Source organism: Oceanobacillus salinisoli (genome assembly GCF_009733865.1).
GTDB classification, from domain to species: domain Bacteria; phylum Bacillota; class Bacilli; order Bacillales; family Amphibacillaceae; genus Oceanobacillus; species Oceanobacillus salinisoli.
In genome coordinates, this window is the sequence record NZ_WOFB01000001.1 from 239,733 (window position 1) to 259,955 (window position 20,223).

The window sequence follows — 20,223 nt, forward strand, 5'->3', positions numbered from 1 at the left end:
GTGAGTAAATACGTATTTAAACCGAAGTTATATTGCTGATAAGGGAAACCGGTATTAGTATTTTAAAATGAATGAACAAATCCATTGACATTAATACTATAGGGGGGTATAGTATTAAGTGTAATAGTGATAAGTGAATATAAAGGAAGTGAAAATATGGATAAATTCTTGCATGAACATCCAGTTACTCCAAGAACAGATGGTGAAAAAAAGGCCGTTGTCAATCGATTAAAGCGTATAGAAGGGCAAGTTCGAGGTATTCAAAAAATGGTGGAAGAGGATCGTTACTGTGTAGATATATTAGTGCAGATTGGTGCAATCAATGCAGCTTTAAAAAAAGTTGGATTTGAAGTTGCAGAACGACATGTGAAACATTGTGTCAGTGATGCGGTGAAGTCAGGAGAAGGAAATGAAGCCATCGAAGAATTGATGGAGGTTATGAAACAGTTTTCCAAGTAAGATTTAGAGGAAGTAAGGAGGGAATACAATGGGTGAAGCTAAACATACGACACTTGGCGTTACGGGGATGACCTGTGCGGCTTGTTCAAGTAGAATAGAAAAGGTCCTAAACAAAATGGACGGTGTCGAAGCTCAAGTGAACTTAACTACAGAAAAAGCGAATGTGGATTATGATTCAGAAAAAGCGTCATTTGAAGATATAACAGCCAAAATTGAAAAACTGGGTTACGGTGTACAAACAGAAAAAACAGAGTTTGATGTGATGGGCATGACCTGTGCTGCATGTTCCAATCGAATTGAAAAAGTGCTGAATAAACAAGAGGGTGTGAAGCTTGCCAATGTCAATTTAGCAACGGAAAGTGCAGCCGTTGAGTACAATCCTGGAATGGTGGATATTGAAGCAATGATCGGCAAGATTCAAAAACTTGGCTATGATGCAAAAGTAAAAGCGGATAATGCAGAGAAGAAAAAGACTAAAGAAAAACAGCTGCAAAAGATGAAGACCAAATTAATTATTTCTTCTATATTATCTGCACCATTACTGCTCACCATGCTTGTTCATTTAGTAGGTGTGCGTATTCCTGATTTATTCATGAATCCATGGTTTCAATTTGCGCTAGCTACACCAGTCCAATTTTATATCGGCTGGCAGTTCTATGTTGGGGCATATAAAAATCTAAGAAGTGGTGGAGCAAACATGGATGTGCTCGTTGCTTTAGGAACAAGTGCAGCCTATTTTTACAGTTTGTATGAGGCAATCAAAACGATTGGTAATCCAGAATACATGCCACACTTGTATTTTGAAACAAGTGCTATATTAATAACACTAATTTTATTTGGAAAATATTTGGAAGTAAGGGCAAAATCACAAACAACTGTAGCGATATCAAAACTGCTAAATCTACAGGCAAAACAGGCACGCGTTATTCGATATGGCGAAGAGGTGATGATTCCAGTAGAGGAAGTTGCAGTTGGTGAACGGTTATTAGTAAAACCAGGTGAAAAAATACCTGTAGATGGTATTTTAAAGAAAGGAAGAACATCAATAGACGAGTCGATGATTACCGGTGAATCGATTCCCGTTGAAAAAGATACAGAAGCAACACTTATTGGTTCTACTTTAAATAAAAACGGCTCGATCGAAATGGAAGCAACCAGAGTTGGAAAGGATACAGCACTGGCGTCGATTATTAAAGTGGTGGAAGATGCTCAAGGTTCCAAAGCGCCGATTCAGCGGTTAGCGGATGTGATATCCGGCTATTTTGTTCCAATTGTTGTAGGAATTTCCATTTTGACCTTTATTATTTGGATATCATTTGTTCAACCGGGAAATTTTGAAACCGCTCTGGTTACTGCGATTGCTGTACTGGTAATTGCATGTCCATGTGCACTGGGTCTGGCGACACCTACCTCTATTATGGTTGGAACTGGCAGATCTGCGGAAAGTGGGATTCTATTTAAAGGTGGCGAGCATCTGGAGCGAACTCATGCATTAGATGCTATTGTCCTTGATAAAACAGGTACAATTACAAAAGGAAAACCAGAAGTGACAGACTTTACTGGAGACCTGGAAACACTCCAATTATTAGCAAGTGCAGAAAAGGGTTCAGAACATCCGTTAGCAGAAGCCATTGTAGCATATGCGACAGAAAAGGAAGTCGAACTAAAAGATGTCGAGCACTTTTCAGCTATACCCGGACATGGCATTGAAGCTGCCATTACAGGAAATCGTATTCTTGTAGGTAATCGAAAGCTAATGGGTGAACATGGTATTGATGTCGACCATGCAGAACAACATCTCATTGATTTTGAAACCAATGGGAAAACAGCAATGCTGATTGCAGTAAATAACGCGTATCGTGGTGTCATTGCTGTAGCCGATACCATCAAGGAAACGGCTGTTGAAGCAATCGACCAATTGAAGGACCTTGGACTAGAAGTTATCATGTTAACCGGGGATAATGAGCGAACAGCAAAAGCAATTGCAGATCAAGTGAATATTGATCAGGTAATTGCACAGGTTTTACCAGAAGAAAAAGCAAATAAAGTAAAGGAAATTCAATTGCAGGGTAAGAAAGTTGCAATGGTTGGTGATGGTATCAATGACGCACCAGCATTAGCGATTGCTGATATAGGAATTGCAATCGGAACAGGTACTGAAGTGGCAATTGAAGCTGCAGATGTAACGATACTTGGTGGTGAATTACTGCTTATACCAAAAGCGATTAAAATGAGTAAAGCTACCATTAAAAATATCCGCCAGAATCTGTTCTGGGCCTTTGCGTATAACAGTGCTGGGATCCCGATTGCAGCCTTTGGATTATTGGCACCGTGGATTGCGGGAGCTGCCATGGCATTTAGTTCTGTAAGTGTGGTGACTAACTCCCTTCGATTGAAGCGAGTGAAAATATAACGTAGAGGTACTTTTGCCACAAGCCGGTGAATTCTTTTAAAGGGGGTGAAATGATTATGAAAACGACCTTAGATGTTAGAGGGATGACTTGTGGTCATTGCAAAATGTCAGTGGAAGGTGCGCTAAATGAAGTAGATGGCGTATCAAGTGTAGAAGTAAATCTGGAAACTGGCAAAGTAGAAGTGACTTATGATAAGTCTAAAGTGAACTTAGAACAATTACACGAAGCAGTAGAAGAACAAGGCTATGATGTTGTAGCTTAAATAGTATTTAACTATAATAAAGGGAGTTGGTTTCCGTGCGTTTGAGAACCAGCTCCTTTTTTGTGTAATGAAAGACTGGACCGATCAAAAGTGGAGGAGTGCCGCTCATAAAAGAATAGGAGCGCTCAAAAATGAGGTGTGCAGCCCAAAAGTGAAGAACAAAGAATATTAAAGGAAAAGCACCCGGTAATCGATTTATCACGCGATTAACTGGCTGTAAGACCCCCACTGATTGAAGATTAATTATACTCATCTCACTCATTGTCTTCCTCTTCTATGTATTTGCCAAGTAGAACAATGATACCTATTGATTAGAAAAACTCGCATTCGCTCGTCCTTTAGCGAATGTGTTCGTTTTTCTTATACTTGGTACATTAAAATTTTAACTACGTCGAATCCTCTTCATGCTAAAATTTTATACTTTCCTAACGTATAAAAAAAGTGGCCATCATACATAGCCACTAATGTTTAGGACTTTCCACCAGGAAATTTTTGCTGGTCCAGCATTTCCGGTATACCGTCATAATAGGATTTACTGAAAAACTTCGCGACATGTTCAGTCCACGTGCTGTTTCGTTGATTGCTTGACCGGTCACTTAGATAGGCCGAATAAGTTTCATTATATTTCTCGAGTATAGGTTGTAATTCACGATGGTATGTTTCTTCGTGGTAGACCGCTTCTTTTGGCAGGCGCGGTTTATGACCAGGATCTTTTGCCGGGTGCCCAATACATAGTCCAGAGACGGGAATAACGTATGGTGGCAGACTTAGTTCTTTTATAACCTCTTTTGCATTTCTTCGTATACCCCCTATAGGTACCGTTCCCAGACCAAAAGATTCTGCTGCGGTCACAGCAGTACCGAGAGCAATACCAACATCGGTAGATCCAACGATTAATGTATCAATATCTTCCAATGCCCCCATTTCCGTTCCTTCCATTTGACTTGCTATATACGTCCGATAAAAATCAGCACAAAATACGAGGAAAACGGCTGCCTCCTCAATATGTTTCTGATTTCCGCATAATTCCGCAAATCGTTTTTTTCGTTCAGGATCTTTTATGGCAATAATCGTTGTATTCTGTCCGTTTGTCCAATTAGGAGCTGCCTGAACCGCTTTGATAATTTCGTTTAACTGATTTTCATCGACTGGTTTATTTTCGTAAGATCGAAATGAGCGATGAGATAACAAGGTGTTGATAACTTCATTCATTTAGTGATACCTCCTTAATATGTCATATCGGGATTATCTTAACGGATAATGATGGTCTTTTCAAAAATAAGACACTAAATAGCGAGTATTTTATTACATGATTAACTGGCTTAAGCCCTTAACGAAAAGAAATCGACTGATTGAAGATTAAGTTGACGAATTTTATTGCGAAATGTCTGAAAATACTTTATAGTAGAAATAGACGGATAGAAAGCTATCTAAAATTTTTTGGGCAGAAAATGAATGACCATTCATTTAAGAAAATACAAGGGGGAGGAAAATATGAAGTACCAAGTGAAAAAAGCTGCAGTCCTTGGATCAGGGGTCATGGGATCAGGTATTGCTGCTCACCTGGCAAATGTAGGTATACCCGTACTAATGCTTGATATTGTACCAAGAGAGTTAACCAAAGCAGAAGAGGCAAAAGGATTTACATTGAAACATCCGGCCGTCCGGAATCGTATAGTCCAGAAGAGTAAACAGGCATTACTGAAGCAGAAGCCTTCGCCAATAACAACGAAGAAGAGTCTTGATTTGATTCAAGTAGGCAATATGGAAGATGATATGGAGAAGCTTGCAGAGGTAGATTGGATTATTGAAGTCGTGGTGGAGAACTTAGAGATTAAGAAAAAGGTTTTTGCTAATGTAGATAAATATCGCAAACCTGGAACATTTGTCACTTCCAATACTTCAGGAATCTCAGTTCACGATATGATAGAGGATTGTTCTGACGATATGAAAAAGCATTTTCTTGGTACTCACTTTTTTAATCCTCCAAGATACTTAAAACTATTAGAAGTCATTCCAACGAAGTATACAGATCCGGACGCCCTTTCATTTATGAAAACGCTTGGGGAAGATGTTTTAGGAAAAGGTGTTGTAGAAGCAAAAGACACGCCAAACTTTATTGCTAATCGAATTGGCACGTATGGTTTACTTGTTACAGTAAGAGAGATGTTGAAGGGCGGATATAGTGCTGGGGAAGTGGATTCAGTAACAGGTCCTTTGATTGGCAGACCGAAAAGCGCGACATTCCGCACCTTGGATGTGGTTGGCTTGGATACATTTATTCATGTTGCAAAAAATGTTTATGACCAAGTGGAAGGAAAAGAAAAGGAAGTTTTTGATGTCCCTGATTTTATGGAAAAAATGAAGGAGAACGGCTGGATTGGTGCAAAGAGTGGGAAAGGATTTTTTGTAAAAAAAGGGAAAGTAATTGAAGAATTAAATCCGAATACACTTGTATATGAAGAACGGAAAAAACTAAAAACGTCAGCCATGGATTTAGCTTTACAGGAAAAGGGTCCAGAGAAAAAAATGAAAGCACTAGTAAATGCAAAAGGTGACCGAGCAGGGGATTTGGTATGGTCTGTTTTAAAACCTACACTGCTTTATTCCGCAGAATTACTTGGTGAGATTGCCGACGATATTGTTGCGATTGACCAGGCCATGAAATGGGGATTCGGCTGGGAATTAGGGCCGTTTGAAACATGGGATGCCATTGGCTTAAGAATCTCAGTGGCTCGAATGCAGCAGGAAGGAGAAACGGTACCAAAATGGGTGCTGAACCTTTTGGAAGATGGATATGAATCGTTTTACAAACAGGAGAAAGGCAATATTTATTACTATGAACAAGGGGAGTATAAAAGGCAAACCTTTCATAGAAAAGAAATTAATTTAATAGACTTAAAAGAACAAAATGGAGTAATAAAGAAGAATCCAGGCGCGAGTTTGATTGACATGGGGGATGGAGTAGCACTGCTTGAGTTTCATTCCAAAGGCAATGCATTAGGTCTTGATTCCATTCAAATGACTCATTTTGCACTAGATGAAATATCCAAAAATTATGAAGGGCTTGTTATTGGAAATCAAGGGAAGAACTTCTGTGTTGGTGCAAACCTTGGATTAATGCTTATGGAAGCACAGGATGGAAACTTTGATGAGCTTGATTTAGTAATTCGTCAGTTCCAAAACATGGCTATGAATATTAAATATTCCGAAAAACCGGTTGTTACTGCAGCTTTTAATATGACATTGGGTGGTGGGGCAGAAGTATCTTTGCCTGCTGCGGCGGTTCAAGCTTCTGCTGAAACGTATATTGGACTGGTAGAAGTTGGAGTTGGACTTATCCCTGGTGGTGGAGGAACGAAAGAAATGTATTTAAAACAGCTACGTAACATGCCAAAGGGAATCGATTTGGATTTAACGAAACTGGCAAATGATGTATTTGAAAAAGTTGCCACAGCGAAGGTTTCCACATCTGCAGCAGAAGGTTTTGAAAACGGATTCTTTGGTGCTGGAGACAGTATAAGTGTAAATCCGGATCACCTTTTATATGATGCGAAGGAAAAAGTATTAGCATTGGCAAATACAGGGTATCAGGCACCAAAACCAGAGAAAATTCCAGTTGTTGGTGAAGCAGGGTATGCTGCCATGTTAATGGGCGCAAAATCAATGCAATATGGCGGTTATGCAACAGAGCATGATCTAAAGATTGCTGAGAAATTAGCATATGTTCTATCTGGTGGGCGTATTAGAGAAGGTAGTGTCATAGATGAACAAGTGATGTTGGATCTGGAACGGGAAGCATTCCTGAGCCTTATTGGAGAACCATTAACACAAGCTAGGATGCAGCACATGTTTGTCAAAGGAAAACCACTACGTAATTAAAGGGGAGGAAAGTATGAAGGAAGCAGTCATTGTTTCAGGAGCAAGAACACCCGTTGGTAAAGCATTTAAAGGATCTTTGGCTAACACAAGGCCGGATGATTTAGCAGTACGGACTATAAAAGAGACATTAAAGCGTGCGGGCGATTATGATGGAAATATTGATGATGTCATCATTGGCTGTGCGATGCCTGAGGCAGAACAGGGAATGAATATGGCACGCAATATTGCTGGGCTAGCTGGTTTAAAGCATGATGTACCAGGAGTAACCATTAATCGGTATTGTTCATCAGGTTTACAGTCCATTGCATATGCTGCGGAGAGAATCATGGTAGGTGCAAGTGACACCATTATTGCGGGTGGTGCGGAATCGATGAGCCTAATCCCAATGGGTGGGCATGTCATTAAACCAAATGTCAATTTGGTCGAGAAAGCACCGGGATATTACATGAGTATGGGGCATACGGCCGAAGAAGTGGCAGAGCGGTTTGAGATTTCTCGATCAGATCAGGATGAGTTTGCGGTAAGAAGCCATAAACGTGCTAATAAAGCGATTCAGGAAGGGAAATTCAATGATGAGATTGCATCTGTGGAGGTTACTGAACGGGTGATTGGCACAAACAATAAGATAGAGGAAAAATCCTTTACGTTTGAAATGGATGAGGGTGTACGTTCAGACACGACTACGGAGGTTTTAGCAAAATTGCGTCCGGCTTTTAAGAAGAAGGGAACGGTAACAGCTGGTAATTCTTCACAAATGAGTGATGGGGCAGCATCCGTGTTAGTGATGGACCGTGAAAAGGCAGAAGCTGAGGGGTTAACCCCGCTCGTGAAATTTCGTTCCTTTGCGGTTGCTGGTGTGGAACCGGAAATCATGGGAGTAGGCCCTGTAGCGGCTATTCCAAAAGCATTGAAAATGGCAGGATTAGAGCTTTCGGATATTGATTTATTTGAACTGAATGAAGCATTCGCCGCTCAAGCTGTTCGTGTTGTGCATGCTCTGGATTTGGATATCGATAAAGTGAATGTGAATGGCGGTGCCATTGCTCTTGGACATCCACTTGGCTGCACAGGAACGAAACTGACATTGACCCTAATACATGAAATGAAACGAAGAAATGTGCAATTTGGTGTTGTAACCATGTGTATTGGCGGAGGAATGGGTGCTGCAGGAGTGTTTGAAATTTTGTAAGGGAATGTTATGAATCTATTATTTTTAGGGAGGAAGAAAAGCATGAGTGAAACTAGGGAAAAGCTTTTTAAGGGCGGGGCATTTTTAACGGAAGATCTAACTAGTCAGGATATAATCACACCAGAAGATTTCACAGATGAACAAATCATGATTTCCAAGACAACCGAGGAATTTATTGATAAAGAGGTATTACCTAACCTGGAGGAATTAGAAAATCAGAACTTCGATATATCTTTAAATCTTCTAAAGAAAGCTGGGGAATTAGGACTTTTAGGTGCGGATGTACCCGAAGAATATGGTGGATTGGGATTGGATAAAACAAGTTCTGCATTAATTACCGAAGAGTTTTCCCGTGCTGGTGGCTTCTCTATTTCCCACGGAGCACATGTAGGCATTGGTTCCCTTCCAATTGTATTTTTCGGTAATGAGAAACAAAAAGAAAAATACCTGCCTAAGCTTGCTACAGGGGAATTAATTGCTGCGTATGCTTTAACAGAAGCAACTTCCGGTTCCGATGCATTGAGTGCTAAAACGACTGCAGTATTAAATGAGACTGGTACACACTACATTTTAAATGGGGAAAAGCAATTTATCACAAATTCCGCATTTGCAGATGTATTTGTTGTATATGCGAAGATTAATGGAGAACATTTTTCCACTTTTATCGTAGAACGGGATTTCCCTGGTGTATCCACTGGAGCAGAAGAGAAAAAAATGGGAATTAAGAGTTCTTCTACAAGAACCTTAGTTTTGGATGATGCAGAAGTACCTGTTGAAAATTTATTAGGTGAAAAAGGGAAAGGCCATAAGATTGCCTTTAATATCTTGAATGTCGGTCGTTATAAGCTAGCTATTGGCGGGGTTGGTAGCGCCAAAGCGGCATTGGAAGTTGCTGTGAAATATGTGAATGAGCGTAAGCAATTTCATACAAAGATTTCCAGTTTCTCTTTGACTCAGGAAAAACTGGGAACCATGGCTGCGAAAATCTATGCTAATGAAAGTGCCGTATATCGGACAGTCGGGTTATTCGAGCAGCGAATGGGTTCACTGACAGAGGAACAATTAAAAGATGGAAGAGAAATTGCTGCTGCCATCGCTGAATATCAAATTGAATGTTCTTTAAATAAATATACCGCTACAGAGCTTTTGGACTATGTGGTAGATGAAGCAGTGCAAATGCATGGTGGAAATGGCTTTATTCAGGAATATGAAGTAGAGCGCATGTATCGTGACTCCCGAATTAATCGTATATTTGAAGGAACGAATGAAATTAATCGCCTGCTTGTTCCTGGTACATTGCTTAAGAAAGCCATGAAAGGAGAACTTCCTTTATTGGAGCAAGCGCAAAGTCTTCAAGAGCAACTGGTTATGAAAAAGCCTGAGGAAATTGGAACAGGTACATTAGAACAGGAAAAATATTTACTGAAGAATGCAAAAAAAATTTTCTTATTCGCTGCAGGTTTAGCTGTTCAAAAGTATCGGGATAAGATTGAAAACGAACAGGAAATTCTCGTCAATTTAGCGGATATGGTATCTGAAATATATAATATGGAAGCAGCAATTCTTCGGACAGAAAAAGCAATCAGTAAATCTGGCGAAGAAGCAAATGAACAAAAACTGCTTTATACTCAAGTATATGTTCAGGAAGCGTTTCATCGTATGGAAGGAGATGCGAAAGAAACGATTATTGCTACAGAAGAAGGCGATACGTTACGAATGATGCTATCCTCGCTTCGTAAATTAACTCGCCATACACCAATGAATATCATTGCGAAAAAGCGGGAGATTGCTGCAAGAATTATTGAAGAGGAGAAATACGTGGTTTGATAAAAAATGTAGGCATTGATGGTCTCGCCTTTGGGGTTAGTTTATTCCTCTTATATTGATAAAGAGAGGCTGGAGCAAAAGTATTTTAGTTTAACATAAATCCGAACTATGATTCAAAATTCTTCCGTTAGAATTCGAATTGAGTTCGGATTTTTTCTTTTTTAATAAGACTGTTTTCCCAAAAACTTTAAATGATGTTGGAACATCAACTTACCGCTCCGGAAATACACTACGCTCCTGACTTTGACAGCACATATGATGAAAACTCCCGGCAAATATTGATATAACAACATTTACATGTAGTAATTTATTTTTTGTATATATGCTTTAAACCCAACAGTGTAACTCCATGAACAAACATGGTAAGATAAAGGAAATAGATTGGTAAGGAGTGTCTAAGATGTCATTAACATTTTATTGGTATCCAAATTGTGGAACGTGCAAAAAAGCAAAAAAATGGCTGGAGGACAATCAGGTTGATTATACAGCTGTACATATTGTGGATGAAACTCCATCAAAAAACGAACTATTAGATTTCATAAATAAAAGTGAATTACCTGCGAAGAAGTTTTTTAATACGAGTGGGAAAAAATATCGGGAACTGAACATAAAAGAAAAAATTCAGGATACGACAGCTGAAGAAATGGCTGAAATTCTGGCTTCAGATGGAATGCTGATTAAGCGGCCGATTGTAACAGATGGGGAAAAGGTGACCGTTGGCTTTAAAGAAAATACATTTTCAGAGACATGGCTGTAATAAGCACATTTATGATGATAACTACTGGAAAAATATCCTATAAACAGGTATAGTTGAATTGAATGAAAATTTGGAGGGATTTAAAGTGAGCTTACCAGAAGAATTATTGTATTCAAAAGAACATGAATGGGTAAAAAAAGAAGGAAATAAAGTTCGTATCGGAATTACAGATTTTGCACAGGACGAGCTAGGGGATATTGTTTTTGTTGAACTTCCGGAAGCAGGAGATGAAATGAAAGTTGATGAACCGTTCGGAAGCGTAGAATCTGTTAAGACTGTGTCTGAATTATATGCACCAATTAGCGGAACCGTTGTGGAAATTAATGAAGACTTGGAAGACAGCCCGGAATATGTGAATGAATCTCCTTATGAAAAAGCATGGATGGTTGTTGTAGAAATTTCCGATGAATCCGAGCTTGACAATTTACTTAAACCGGAAGAATACAGACAATTGACGGAAGAAGATTAATATAAAACCAAATAAACATCAATGGCTAACTGACATTTTCGAAAAAAGTGTATAGTTAGCCTTTGTTCTATCATATACTTATCTAAACTGAATACTTAAAATAAGCATCTTGTTTGCTTACATAAGGAGTGCTGTGTGATGATAACGACTGAGTCAGAAAAAGTAATCATAGTAGAAGGGTTGACTGATAAACGTCAGATTGAAAAAGTTATCAATGACGATGTAACGATTGTCTGTACGAACGGTACGCTTGGTGTGGAGCGTTTGGATGAGATGTTAGAAACGTATCGATTAGATGACAGAGATGTATTTATTTTGGTTGATGAGGATCATTCCGGGATGAAGTTGCGAAAACAGCTTGCTCGTGAATTACCACATGCTGATCATATTTATGTTAGCAGTGAATATCGGGAAGTGGCAACAACACCTGAACATGTTCTCGCGACTACTTTGGTAAGCAAACATTTTTCGGTAAATCCATTGTTCTTAGTTAAAGATGTAAGGAACATTTAAATAAAGTTATGGTATTATTTACCACAAATGATCATTATAAACGTTTAGGGTGGTATTTTTGCAGGAAATTACAGAACAAGCACTAAATCAGGAAAGATATCTGTTATACATTTATACACCATTTTGTGGAACTTGTGGTTTAGCAAGGACGATGCTCGAAAAAATTGAATCGGTTCATAAGGCAACCATTTTTTATGAAATGAATGCATCGTTTTATCCTGAATTCATGCAGGATAATAAAATCGAAAGTGTCCCATGTTTATTAATAAAAGATAATAATGAATTAAAAGAAAAGATATATGCGTTTAAATCGATTGCTAATATTTATTCGTACTTAATGGACTATAAACCAGAACTTTTTGCAAATAATTAACTAAAAAATCGGCAGTGGAGTCGATTTTTTATTTCACGTTAGGAAAGTATAAAATTTTAGCAAAGAAGTAGTATCGGCGTAGCTAAAATTTTAAGGTCCTTAGTATAAGAAAAACTGGCCCATTCGCTAAAAGACGAGCGAATGCGAGTTTTTCTAATAATATTTATGGATCTTTTCGCAAGGTTTGTTGTTATGAATTGATATAAACTCCTGACTAATGAAAAAAAGAAGATTACTCAGTAGTGCTCGCGCTGCTAGAGTCTAGGCACGAGTGATAAATGCCTTCTAATGGTTGATATCCTGTATACACTGGTTGATATGTGCGCCCGTTGTGTTGATATTTTGCGTAACAGTCGACATCTGCTTCTTTATGGTCACCCGCGGAAGTCGCAGTGTATTTCCGTAGCGGTAAGTTGGTGCTCCAACATCATTTAAAGTTAGTTCGCAGTTTATAGAAATCTATTCAAATTTAATCAGTTTTTATTGACAAATATAAATCTATTATGCTAGTATTATTGTCATATTATTCGACAATAATAATTAAATTTAATGATAGGATCTCTTATCAAGAGCGGTGGAGGGACAAGGCCCTTAGAAACCGCGGCAACCTTCAAACTTAAATGTTTTGAAAAAGGTGCTAATTCCTGCAAGGCGTTTGCTTTGAAAGATGAGAGAACGGATGACTTTGTTTTTAACGTCTTTCTGTTCTCATGCAGAAAGACGTTTTTATTTTACTCGTTAGGACAGTGTGAAATTTTAGCAAAGAAGGGCACTCCCCAATGGCTGAAATTTTAACATCTAAGTATAAGAAAAACTAAACTATTCACTAAAAACGAGGGAAAGGGAGTTTTTCCAATACTATGTTGCATAATAAAACAGAAGCATCCTTTGAAATATATAAGGAGGAACCATATTGATTTCAATTAAGGGTTTACGGAAGGTCTTTACATCGGACAATAAACAATTAACAGCAGTGGATAATATAACCCTTGATATAGAGGAAGGTGAAATCTTCGGAGTGATTGGGTATAGTGGTGCAGGAAAAAGTACCTTTATCCGATTGCTAAACCGACTGGAAGAACCGACTGAGGGGAATATTGTTATTGATAAGCAGGAAATTACTTCGTTAACAACAAATGAACTTAGGGCAGCAAGACAGGATATTGGAATGATTTTTCAGCATTTTAATTTACTTTGGTCACGGACGGTTGAAGACAATATCGCCTTTCCACTTGAAATTGCCGGTGTTCCAAAAGTCGAACAAATGAAGCGGGTTCAGGAGTTAATCGATTTAGTGGGCTTGTCCGGAAGAGAAAAAGCATATCCATCACAATTAAGTGGTGGACAAAAACAGCGTGTGGGAATAGCTCGTGCATTGGCTAATAATCCAAAAGTTCTGCTTTGTGATGAAGCAACATCTGCATTAGATCCGGAAACAACCAATGCGATTTTGGATTTATTAGTAGATATTAATCAAAAGTTAGGTTTAACAATTATTTTAATTACCCATGAAATGCATGTCATTCGTAAAATTTGTCATAGGGTGGCTGTCATGGAGCAAGGCAGAATCGTTGAACAAGGCAATGTACTAGACGTATTCTCCCATCCTAAAGAACAAGTGACGAAGAAATTTGTGGCTCAAGTAATGGGAGCTGGTACAGAGGATGAGACCGAGGATGTTGAATACTTACGGAACACGTATAGGGAAGGTGAACTCGTAAGGCTTCATTTTATTGGGGAATCAACGAATCAAACGTTAATAAGTCAAATCGCGAAGAAATTCCCTGTAGATATTAATATTCTGCAAGGGAAAATCACCCAAACACAAGCGGGTGGTTATGGTACATTGGTCATTCAGTTTGTAGGAAACAGTGCAGATATAGAGAAGGCAGTAGCCTATATTCGCGATGAAACCTCAGTAGAAGTGGAGGTCATTCGCGATGCTAAATAATATAAAAATGGAAGATATATGGATAGCAACATATGAAACACTATATATGACGATCATTGCTTTAATAGGTACAGCGATTTTAGGTATTCTACTTGGATTGTTATTATACTTAACGTCAAAGGATGGCATTTGGGAAAATAAGGTAACGAATATGATTGTTGCAAGTATAGTCAATGTGTTTCGTGCAATACCTTTTATTATTTTGATTTTGTTGCTGTTCCCATTTACTGATTTTCTAGTTGGAACAGTTCGAGGGCCAACCGCTGCATTACCGGCATTAATTATTGGTTCAGCCCCTTTTTATGGGAGATTAGCAGAAATTGCATTTCGTGAAGTGGATAAAGGTGTGATTGAAGCAGCTCATTCCATGGGAGCCAAAATTAGAACGATTATCTTTAAAGTGCTGATTCCTGAATCAATGCCAGCACTTGTATCTGGTATTACGGTAACAGCTATTGCTCTAATAGGATATACAGCAATGGCAGGAGTTATTGGTGCTGGAGGTTTAGGTGATTACGCCTACTTCTATGGGTTCCAGCGTAGGCAATTTGACGTAGTCTTACTATGCACGGTTTTAATTTTAATAATTGTGTTTATTTTTCAGTTCATTGGAGACTTTATATCCAATAAAATAGATAAAAGATAAAAAGGAGATTACAAAATGAAGAAATTACTAGCAGTTTTAGCAGTATTATTACTAACAGTGGTACTAGCCGCTTGTGGTGGAGGAAGTGTAGAGGAAGATACAGCAGATGAAAATACATCAGAAGGTAATAACGCAGCAGAAGAAAATGTTGAAGAATCAACAGAAAATGTAGAAATCACAATTGGTGCTTCTAGTACACCACATGCTGAAATTTTACAAGAGGCAGAACCATTATTAGCAGAAGAAGGAATTACACTTAATATTGAACAATATCAGGATTATGTTTTACCAAATGATGATCTAGAAAATGGAACATTGGATGCAAACTACTTTCAGCACATCCCTTATTTACAAGAGACAGTTGCTACGACTGGATACGATATTGATTATATTGATGGGATCCATGTAGAACCAATGGGTGTTTATTCCAAAAGTATCGCAAGTATAGATGATATTCCTGAAGGTGCGGAAGTTATCATTAGCCGTTCTGTCGCTGATCATCCACGTATCTTAGCATTATTTGAAGCGCAAGGCTTAATTACATTGGATGAAAATGTAGATAAATCTGAGGTAACAGTAGATGATATCGTTGAGAATCCACTTAATTTAACATTTTCACCTGACGTAGATGCAGCTTTCTTACCGGAAATGTATGATACAGAAGAAGAGGCATTAGTTGCAATTAATACGAACTATGCAATCGAAGCAGGATTAAACCCGTTAGAGGATGCACTATTTATTGAAGATGAAGAATCTCCTTATGTGAATGTCATCGCTGTCCGTTCCGAAGATAAAGATAATGAAGCATTGAATAAACTCGTTGAAGTACTTCAGTCTGAAGAAATCCAAAACTTCATTGTTGAAACGTATGAAGGAGCAGTTGTACCTGTTGGAGGAAACAACTAAATATCGAGTATTCGGCAGAATGATTGAGTAATTCTTTAAAAATCCGATGTATAAATGTTGTGAGATTGTTCGGAGCTTTATTTTTCTGATTTTTAATTCCATATCCGCTTTGTTAGGAAATCTCTCAAATGTTATGATTATTTTAGACATTTTGAAAGGATGATGATTAAGTTAATCATGAAGTATACAACGGATATGGAAAAGGCGTTGGAACAGTCTCACGGTATGAATTTTGCGGAGTATGAACGTAAGTTGTCTAATCGCATGAAAGTCGAAAGAAAACGTGAAAAAGACTATGAACAAAGTAAGAAAGTTGTAGCAGAAGCGACATCCCAAGTGCATAGATAAATATAAAAAGCTGAAATTAAGGGAAATGCTGGTACTTCATGTGAGTGCCAGCATTTTGTTTAGGTGGAAGAAGGAACTGTCCCATAGTGAAGTGATTGTTACAAGATATACAGACACTGATTCTAATGATTATTATAGTATGTGTGCTGTGTTTTTTCTGGTAATCCACCTTCTTTTATGGCTTCTACCTATCCATATGTCCTAAAAATTTGTTATCATAGTAATTAGTTAATTTCTTTTGGCAATTCTATAAATAAGGTAAACGTTTTTTTTACTGGAAAGTGTACATATATCAATTAATTTCTTCTTAGTTAATGAGTTGATTATTAATTGGAAATGCTTTAAGATTGTAATGAGAATAGATTGAGAATGGATATTACATTCATTTCATCATAGAAACAAAAATATCAGTCTTTGGAGGTATAGTTATGGCAGGATCAGTTTTAGAAATTAAGGATCTTCATGTTGAAATTGAAGGTAAAGAGATTTTAAAAGGTGTAGACCTTACTATAAAGGGTGGAGAATTCCACGCAATCATGGGACCAAATGGTACTGGTAAATCAACACTTGCATCAGCTATTATGGGACATCCAAGCTATGAAGTTACTAAAGGAAGCATCACACTTGATGGTGAAGATGTATTAGAAATGGAAGTGGATGAGCGTGCACGTGCAGGTCTTTTCCTAGCTATGCAATATCCTAGTGAAATCAGTGGAGTAACTACTTCTGACTTTTTACGTTCTGCAATTAATGCTCGTCGTGGAGAAGGCAATGAAGTTTCCTTAATGAAGTTTATCAAAGGATTAGATAAAGACTTGGATTATTTGGAAATTGATAAAAATATGGCAACAAGATACTTAAATGAAGGCTTCTCAGGTGGGGAGAAAAAGCGTAATGAAATTCTTCAATTAATGCAATTAAATCCAGAAATTGCTATTCTAGATGAAATTGACTCTGGACTTGATATCGATGCATTGAAAATCGTTTCCAAAGGGATTAACAAAATGCGCGGCGAGAACTTCGGCTGCTTAATTATTACCCACTACCAACGTTTACTAAACTACATTACACCTGATTATGTACACGTCATGATGCAAGGTCGTGTTGTGAAATCAGGCGGACCTGAACTTGCAAAACGTCTTGAAGATGAAGGTTATGAGTGGATTAAAGAAGAACTAGGAATCGAAGACGAAACTGTAGGACAAAATGCGTAAACGTTAGGAGGACTAATATGACTGTTGAAACAAAGCTTCCATATAATAAAGAATATATTGAACAGTTTTCAACCGACAGAAATGAACCTGCCTGGATGAAAACGTTAAGGTTAGAGGCATTGGAACAGGCGGAACAATTAGAAATGCCAAAACCGGATAAAACAAAAATCACGAGATGGAACTTCAGTAAGTTCAAACAAGAATTTACAAAAGGGGAAGCTATCTCATCCATAAAAGAACTACCTGAAGTATTACAGGACTACTTTGATCAGGAAAATGTTCCGGAAAACTTGCTTATACAGCGTAATCACTCGATAGCATATGCAACATTAAGTAGTGATTTGAAAGAAAAGGGCGTCATTTTCACGGATATTTTTACAGCACTTGAAAAACATAGTGATCTAGTAGAAAAATACTTTATGAAGGATGCTGTAAATGTAGATCAGAATCGTTTAACAGCATTACATGCCGCTTTAATGAACGGTGGAGCTTTCATCTATGTACCAAAAAATGTGGAAATTGAAGAGCCATTACAAGTTGTTTTCTGGCAGGAGGATCCGGAATTATCACTATTTAACCATGTGATTGTTGTAGCCGATGAAAACAGTAAGCTTACTTATGTGGAAAACTATATTTCAAGTAATGAGGAGCAGGAAACGGTTGCAAACATTGTCGAAGAAGTGATTGCAATGGATAATGCAAAAATTTCTTATGGTGCCGTAGATAATTTTGCTGCTGGTACAACAACGTATATTAATCGTCGTGGTGTAGCCTATAATAATGCCACCATTGATTGGGCATTAGGACAAATGAATGATGGAAACACGGTATCTGAGAATATTACGTATCTAATGGGCAATGGTGCCACGTCTAATGCTAATGCGGTATCTGTTGGTCGTGGGAAGCAAATTCAAAACTTTACAGCAAGTATTGTTCAGCATGGAAAAGCAACAGACGGATTTATCCTCCAGCGTGGGGTGATGAAGGAAAGTGCCACCACAATTTTTAACGCAATTGGTAAAATTGAGCATGGTGGAACAAAGGCAAATGCTGTACAGGAATCACGCGTATTAATGCTTAGCCCGAAAGCGCGTGGAGATGCGAATCCAATTCTATTAATAGAAGAAGATGATGTTACAGCAGGGCACGCGGCATCAGTTGGCCGAGTGGATCCAATCCAAATGTACTATTTAATGAGTCGCGGTTTAACAAAGGATGAAGCAGAGCGTCTTGTTATTCACGGTTTCTTAGCACCAGTTGTTAATGAACTGCCAATCGAGTCTGTGAAGAAACAATTGAAACAAGTAATTGAAAGGAAAGTATACTAATGGATATCCAAGCCATTCGTGACATGTTTCCGATTCTTGACCAGGAAGTGAATGGAAGTCCGCTTGTATACCTTGATTCTTCCGCGACATCACAAAAGCCGTTACCTGTTATTAAAGCGGTAGATGATTATTATCGAAATGATAATTCTAATGTTCACCGTGGTGTTCATACACTGGGAACAAGGGCAACAGATAGTTATGAAGGGGCACGTGAAAAGGTTCGTGCATTTATCAATGCAGAAAGTACTGCTCAAGTTATTTTCACTAGAGGAACGACTACCTCGATTAATTATATTGCCTATGGATATGCTCGTCCGAAATTGCAGCCCGGAGACGAAATTGTGATTACACCAATGGAACATCATAGTAATATCATTCCTTGGCAGCAGGCTGCAAAAGCTACGGGATTAACATTAAAGTATCTTCCATTACAAGAAGATGGGACGATATCCATTGACGATGTTCGTGAAACAGTAACAAGCAAGACGAAGATTGTAGCAATTACACATGTTTCCAATGTATTAGGTACCATTAATCCAGTGAAAGATATCGCTAAAATCGCGCATGAAAATGATGCAATTATTGTAGTAGATGGTGCTCAGGGTGCCCCGCATATGAAAGTGGATGTCATTGATTTGGATGTTGACTTTTATGCTTTTTCCGGACATAAAATGTGTGCTCCGACTGGTATTGGGGTACTCTATGGAAAACGGGAATTGCTTGAAGAAATGGAACCCGTTGAATTCGGTGGAGAAATGATTGATTTTGTTGATTTATATGACTCCACATGGAAGGAATTGCCTTGGAAGTTTGAAGGTGGCACACCGATTATTGCTGGAGCAATTGGGCTAGGAGCAGCAATCGACTTCCTGAATGATATCGGAATGGATAACATTTATGAGCATGATAAGAAATTAGCTAACTATGCAATGGAAAGATTAAGCTCAATTGATGGGATTACTATTTATGGACCCAAAGAGCGTGGAGCACTAGTTACATTTAATTTAGATGATGTCCATCCACATGATACAGCAACTGTCCTTGACTCGGAAGGAATTGCCGTTCGTGCAGGCCATCATTGTGCACAGCCGTTAATGAAGTGGTTGAATGTAACAGCAACTGCTCGTGCTAGTTTTTATTTATATAATTCAGTAGAAGATATCGACACCCTAGTTGACGGACTTTTAAAAACAAAGGAGTATTTTGGGAATGTCTTTGAATAATCTCGATACACTTTACCGGCAAGTCATTATGGATCATTACAAAAACCCGAGAAATCGTGGTGTGGTGGAAGGTGATTCCGTTTCCGTCGATATGAATAACCCTACTTGCGGTGACCGTATTAGACTACAATTAAAAGTAGAGGACGGCATTGTAAAGGATGCGAAATTCGAGGGAGAAGGATGCTCCATCAGCATGTCATCCGCTTCCATGATGACACAGGCAGTCAAAGATCAAAAGATTGAGGATGCATTAAAAATGTCTGAGATTTTTTCTGACATGATGCTTGGCAAGGAATTGGAATCGGACTTAGACTTAGGGGATATCGAAGCATTGCAAGGTGTTTCCAAATTCCCGGCACGTATTAAATGTGCAACATTAGCATGGAAAGCAATGGAAAAGGGCGTAAAAGAGGAAAATTAGGAATGCAGAATCCATCCGTTATATACAGTTGGAAACTGTGA

The 20,223-nt window shown here is 38.3% G+C and carries 19 protein-coding genes and 1 riboswitch; of the genes, 18 read left to right on the top strand and 1 reads right to left on the bottom strand.

The features are described from left to right. Positions 1-156 precede the first annotated feature (156 nt). From GMJ66_RS01055 to copZ, 3 genes are read left to right on the top strand one after another with little or no spacing between them, the layout of a single operon-like run. On the top strand, positions 157-459 hold the full coding sequence (locus GMJ66_RS01055) for a metal-sensing transcriptional repressor (RefSeq protein WP_156288487.1): 303 nt from the start codon (positions 157-159) through the stop codon (positions 457-459). Between the two features lie 28 nt (positions 460-487). After that, on the top strand, positions 488-2,872 hold the full coding sequence (locus GMJ66_RS01060) for a heavy metal translocating P-type ATPase (RefSeq protein ID WP_156288488.1): 2,385 nt from the start codon (positions 488-490) through the stop codon (positions 2,870-2,872). A gap of 56 nt (positions 2,873-2,928) precedes the next feature. Further along, the gene (copZ, locus tag GMJ66_RS01065) at positions 2,929-3,135 is read left to right on the top strand and encodes a copper chaperone CopZ (RefSeq protein ID WP_156288489.1); all 207 of its coding nucleotides are present in this window, start codon (positions 2,929-2,931) and stop codon (positions 3,133-3,135) included. Between the two features lie 468 nt (positions 3,136-3,603). On the opposite strand, the gene GMJ66_RS01070 is transcribed toward copZ, so the two are convergent. After that, positions 3,604-4,347, bottom strand: a complete 744-nt coding sequence (locus GMJ66_RS01070; protein WP_156288490.1) for an NADPH-dependent oxidoreductase — start codon at positions 4,345-4,347, stop codon at positions 3,604-3,606. Between the two features lie 282 nt (positions 4,348-4,629). Between GMJ66_RS01070 and GMJ66_RS01075 the strand changes: the two genes are divergently transcribed. The 15 genes from GMJ66_RS01075 to sufU all read left to right on the top strand — a co-directional run bounded on the left by GMJ66_RS01075 (position 4,630) and on the right by sufU (position 20,182). Beyond that, positions 4,630-7,017, top strand: coding sequence for a 3-hydroxyacyl-CoA dehydrogenase/enoyl-CoA hydratase family protein (locus tag GMJ66_RS01075; protein WP_156288491.1), 2,388 nt, complete (start codon positions 4,630-4,632; stop codon positions 7,015-7,017). A 13-nt stretch (positions 7,018-7,030) separates the two neighbouring features. Then, positions 7,031-8,206, top strand: coding sequence for an acetyl-CoA C-acetyltransferase (locus tag GMJ66_RS01080; protein ID WP_156288492.1), 1,176 nt, complete (start codon positions 7,031-7,033; stop codon positions 8,204-8,206). 42 nt (positions 8,207-8,248) lie between these two features. Further along, complete coding sequence (locus GMJ66_RS01085) at positions 8,249-10,033, top strand: acyl-CoA dehydrogenase family protein (protein ID WP_156288493.1); 1,785 nt, start codon at positions 8,249-8,251, stop codon at positions 10,031-10,033. Between the two features lie 400 nt (positions 10,034-10,433). After that, positions 10,434-10,790 carry an arsenate reductase family protein gene (locus tag GMJ66_RS01090; protein WP_156288494.1) on the top strand — a complete coding sequence of 119 codons (357 nt, stop codon included), beginning with the start codon at positions 10,434-10,436 and terminating at the stop codon, positions 10,788-10,790. A gap of 85 nt (positions 10,791-10,875) precedes the next feature. After that, complete coding sequence (gcvH, locus tag GMJ66_RS01095; RefSeq protein ID WP_156288495.1) at positions 10,876-11,259, top strand: glycine cleavage system protein GcvH; 384 nt, start codon at positions 10,876-10,878, stop codon at positions 11,257-11,259. Positions 11,260-11,397: 138 nt separating this feature from the next. Then, positions 11,398-11,772: a toprim domain-containing protein gene (locus GMJ66_RS01100; protein WP_156288496.1), complete on the top strand. Its 375-nt coding sequence runs from the start codon at positions 11,398-11,400 to the stop codon at positions 11,770-11,772. A 58-nt stretch (positions 11,773-11,830) separates the two neighbouring features. Continuing rightward, complete coding sequence (locus tag GMJ66_RS01105; protein WP_156288497.1) at positions 11,831-12,145, top strand: thioredoxin family protein; 315 nt, start codon at positions 11,831-11,833, stop codon at positions 12,143-12,145. 559 nt (positions 12,146-12,704) lie between these two features. Continuing rightward, positions 12,705-12,819: riboswitch (SAM riboswitch) on the top strand. A gap of 239 nt (positions 12,820-13,058) precedes the next feature. Continuing rightward, a complete protein-coding gene (locus tag GMJ66_RS01110; protein WP_156288498.1) occupies positions 13,059-14,096 on the top strand; it encodes a methionine ABC transporter ATP-binding protein in 1,038 nt (345 codons plus the stop codon). Further along, a complete protein-coding gene (locus GMJ66_RS01115) occupies positions 14,086-14,742 on the top strand; it encodes a methionine ABC transporter permease (RefSeq protein ID WP_156288499.1) in 657 nt (218 codons plus the stop codon). The genes GMJ66_RS01110 and GMJ66_RS01115 overlap by 11 nt, the downstream gene beginning before the upstream one ends. Positions 14,743-14,757: 15 nt before the next feature. Then, positions 14,758-15,648, top strand: coding sequence for a MetQ/NlpA family ABC transporter substrate-binding protein (locus GMJ66_RS01120; protein ID WP_156288500.1), 891 nt, complete (start codon positions 14,758-14,760; stop codon positions 15,646-15,648). 162 nt (positions 15,649-15,810) lie between these two features. Further along, positions 15,811-15,996: a hypothetical protein gene (locus GMJ66_RS01125; protein ID WP_156288501.1), complete on the top strand. Its 186-nt coding sequence runs from the start codon at positions 15,811-15,813 to the stop codon at positions 15,994-15,996. 428 nt (positions 15,997-16,424) lie between these two features. Then, positions 16,425-17,210: a Fe-S cluster assembly ATPase SufC gene (gene sufC, locus GMJ66_RS01130; RefSeq protein WP_156288502.1), complete on the top strand. Its 786-nt coding sequence runs from the start codon at positions 16,425-16,427 to the stop codon at positions 17,208-17,210. Between the two features lie 17 nt (positions 17,211-17,227). Then, positions 17,228-18,538, top strand: coding sequence for a Fe-S cluster assembly protein SufD (sufD, locus tag GMJ66_RS01135; protein ID WP_156288503.1), 1,311 nt, complete (start codon positions 17,228-17,230; stop codon positions 18,536-18,538). After that, positions 18,538-19,761, top strand: a complete 1,224-nt coding sequence (locus GMJ66_RS01140; protein WP_156288504.1) for a cysteine desulfurase — start codon at positions 18,538-18,540, stop codon at positions 19,759-19,761. The genes sufD and GMJ66_RS01140 overlap by 1 nt, the downstream gene beginning before the upstream one ends. Further along, the gene (gene sufU / locus GMJ66_RS01145; protein ID WP_156288505.1) at positions 19,748-20,182 is read left to right on the top strand and encodes a Fe-S cluster assembly sulfur transfer protein SufU; all 435 of its coding nucleotides are present in this window, start codon (positions 19,748-19,750) and stop codon (positions 20,180-20,182) included. Before GMJ66_RS01140 ends, sufU begins: the two co-directional genes overlap by 14 nt. The last annotated feature ends 41 nt before the right edge of the window (positions 20,183-20,223 follow it).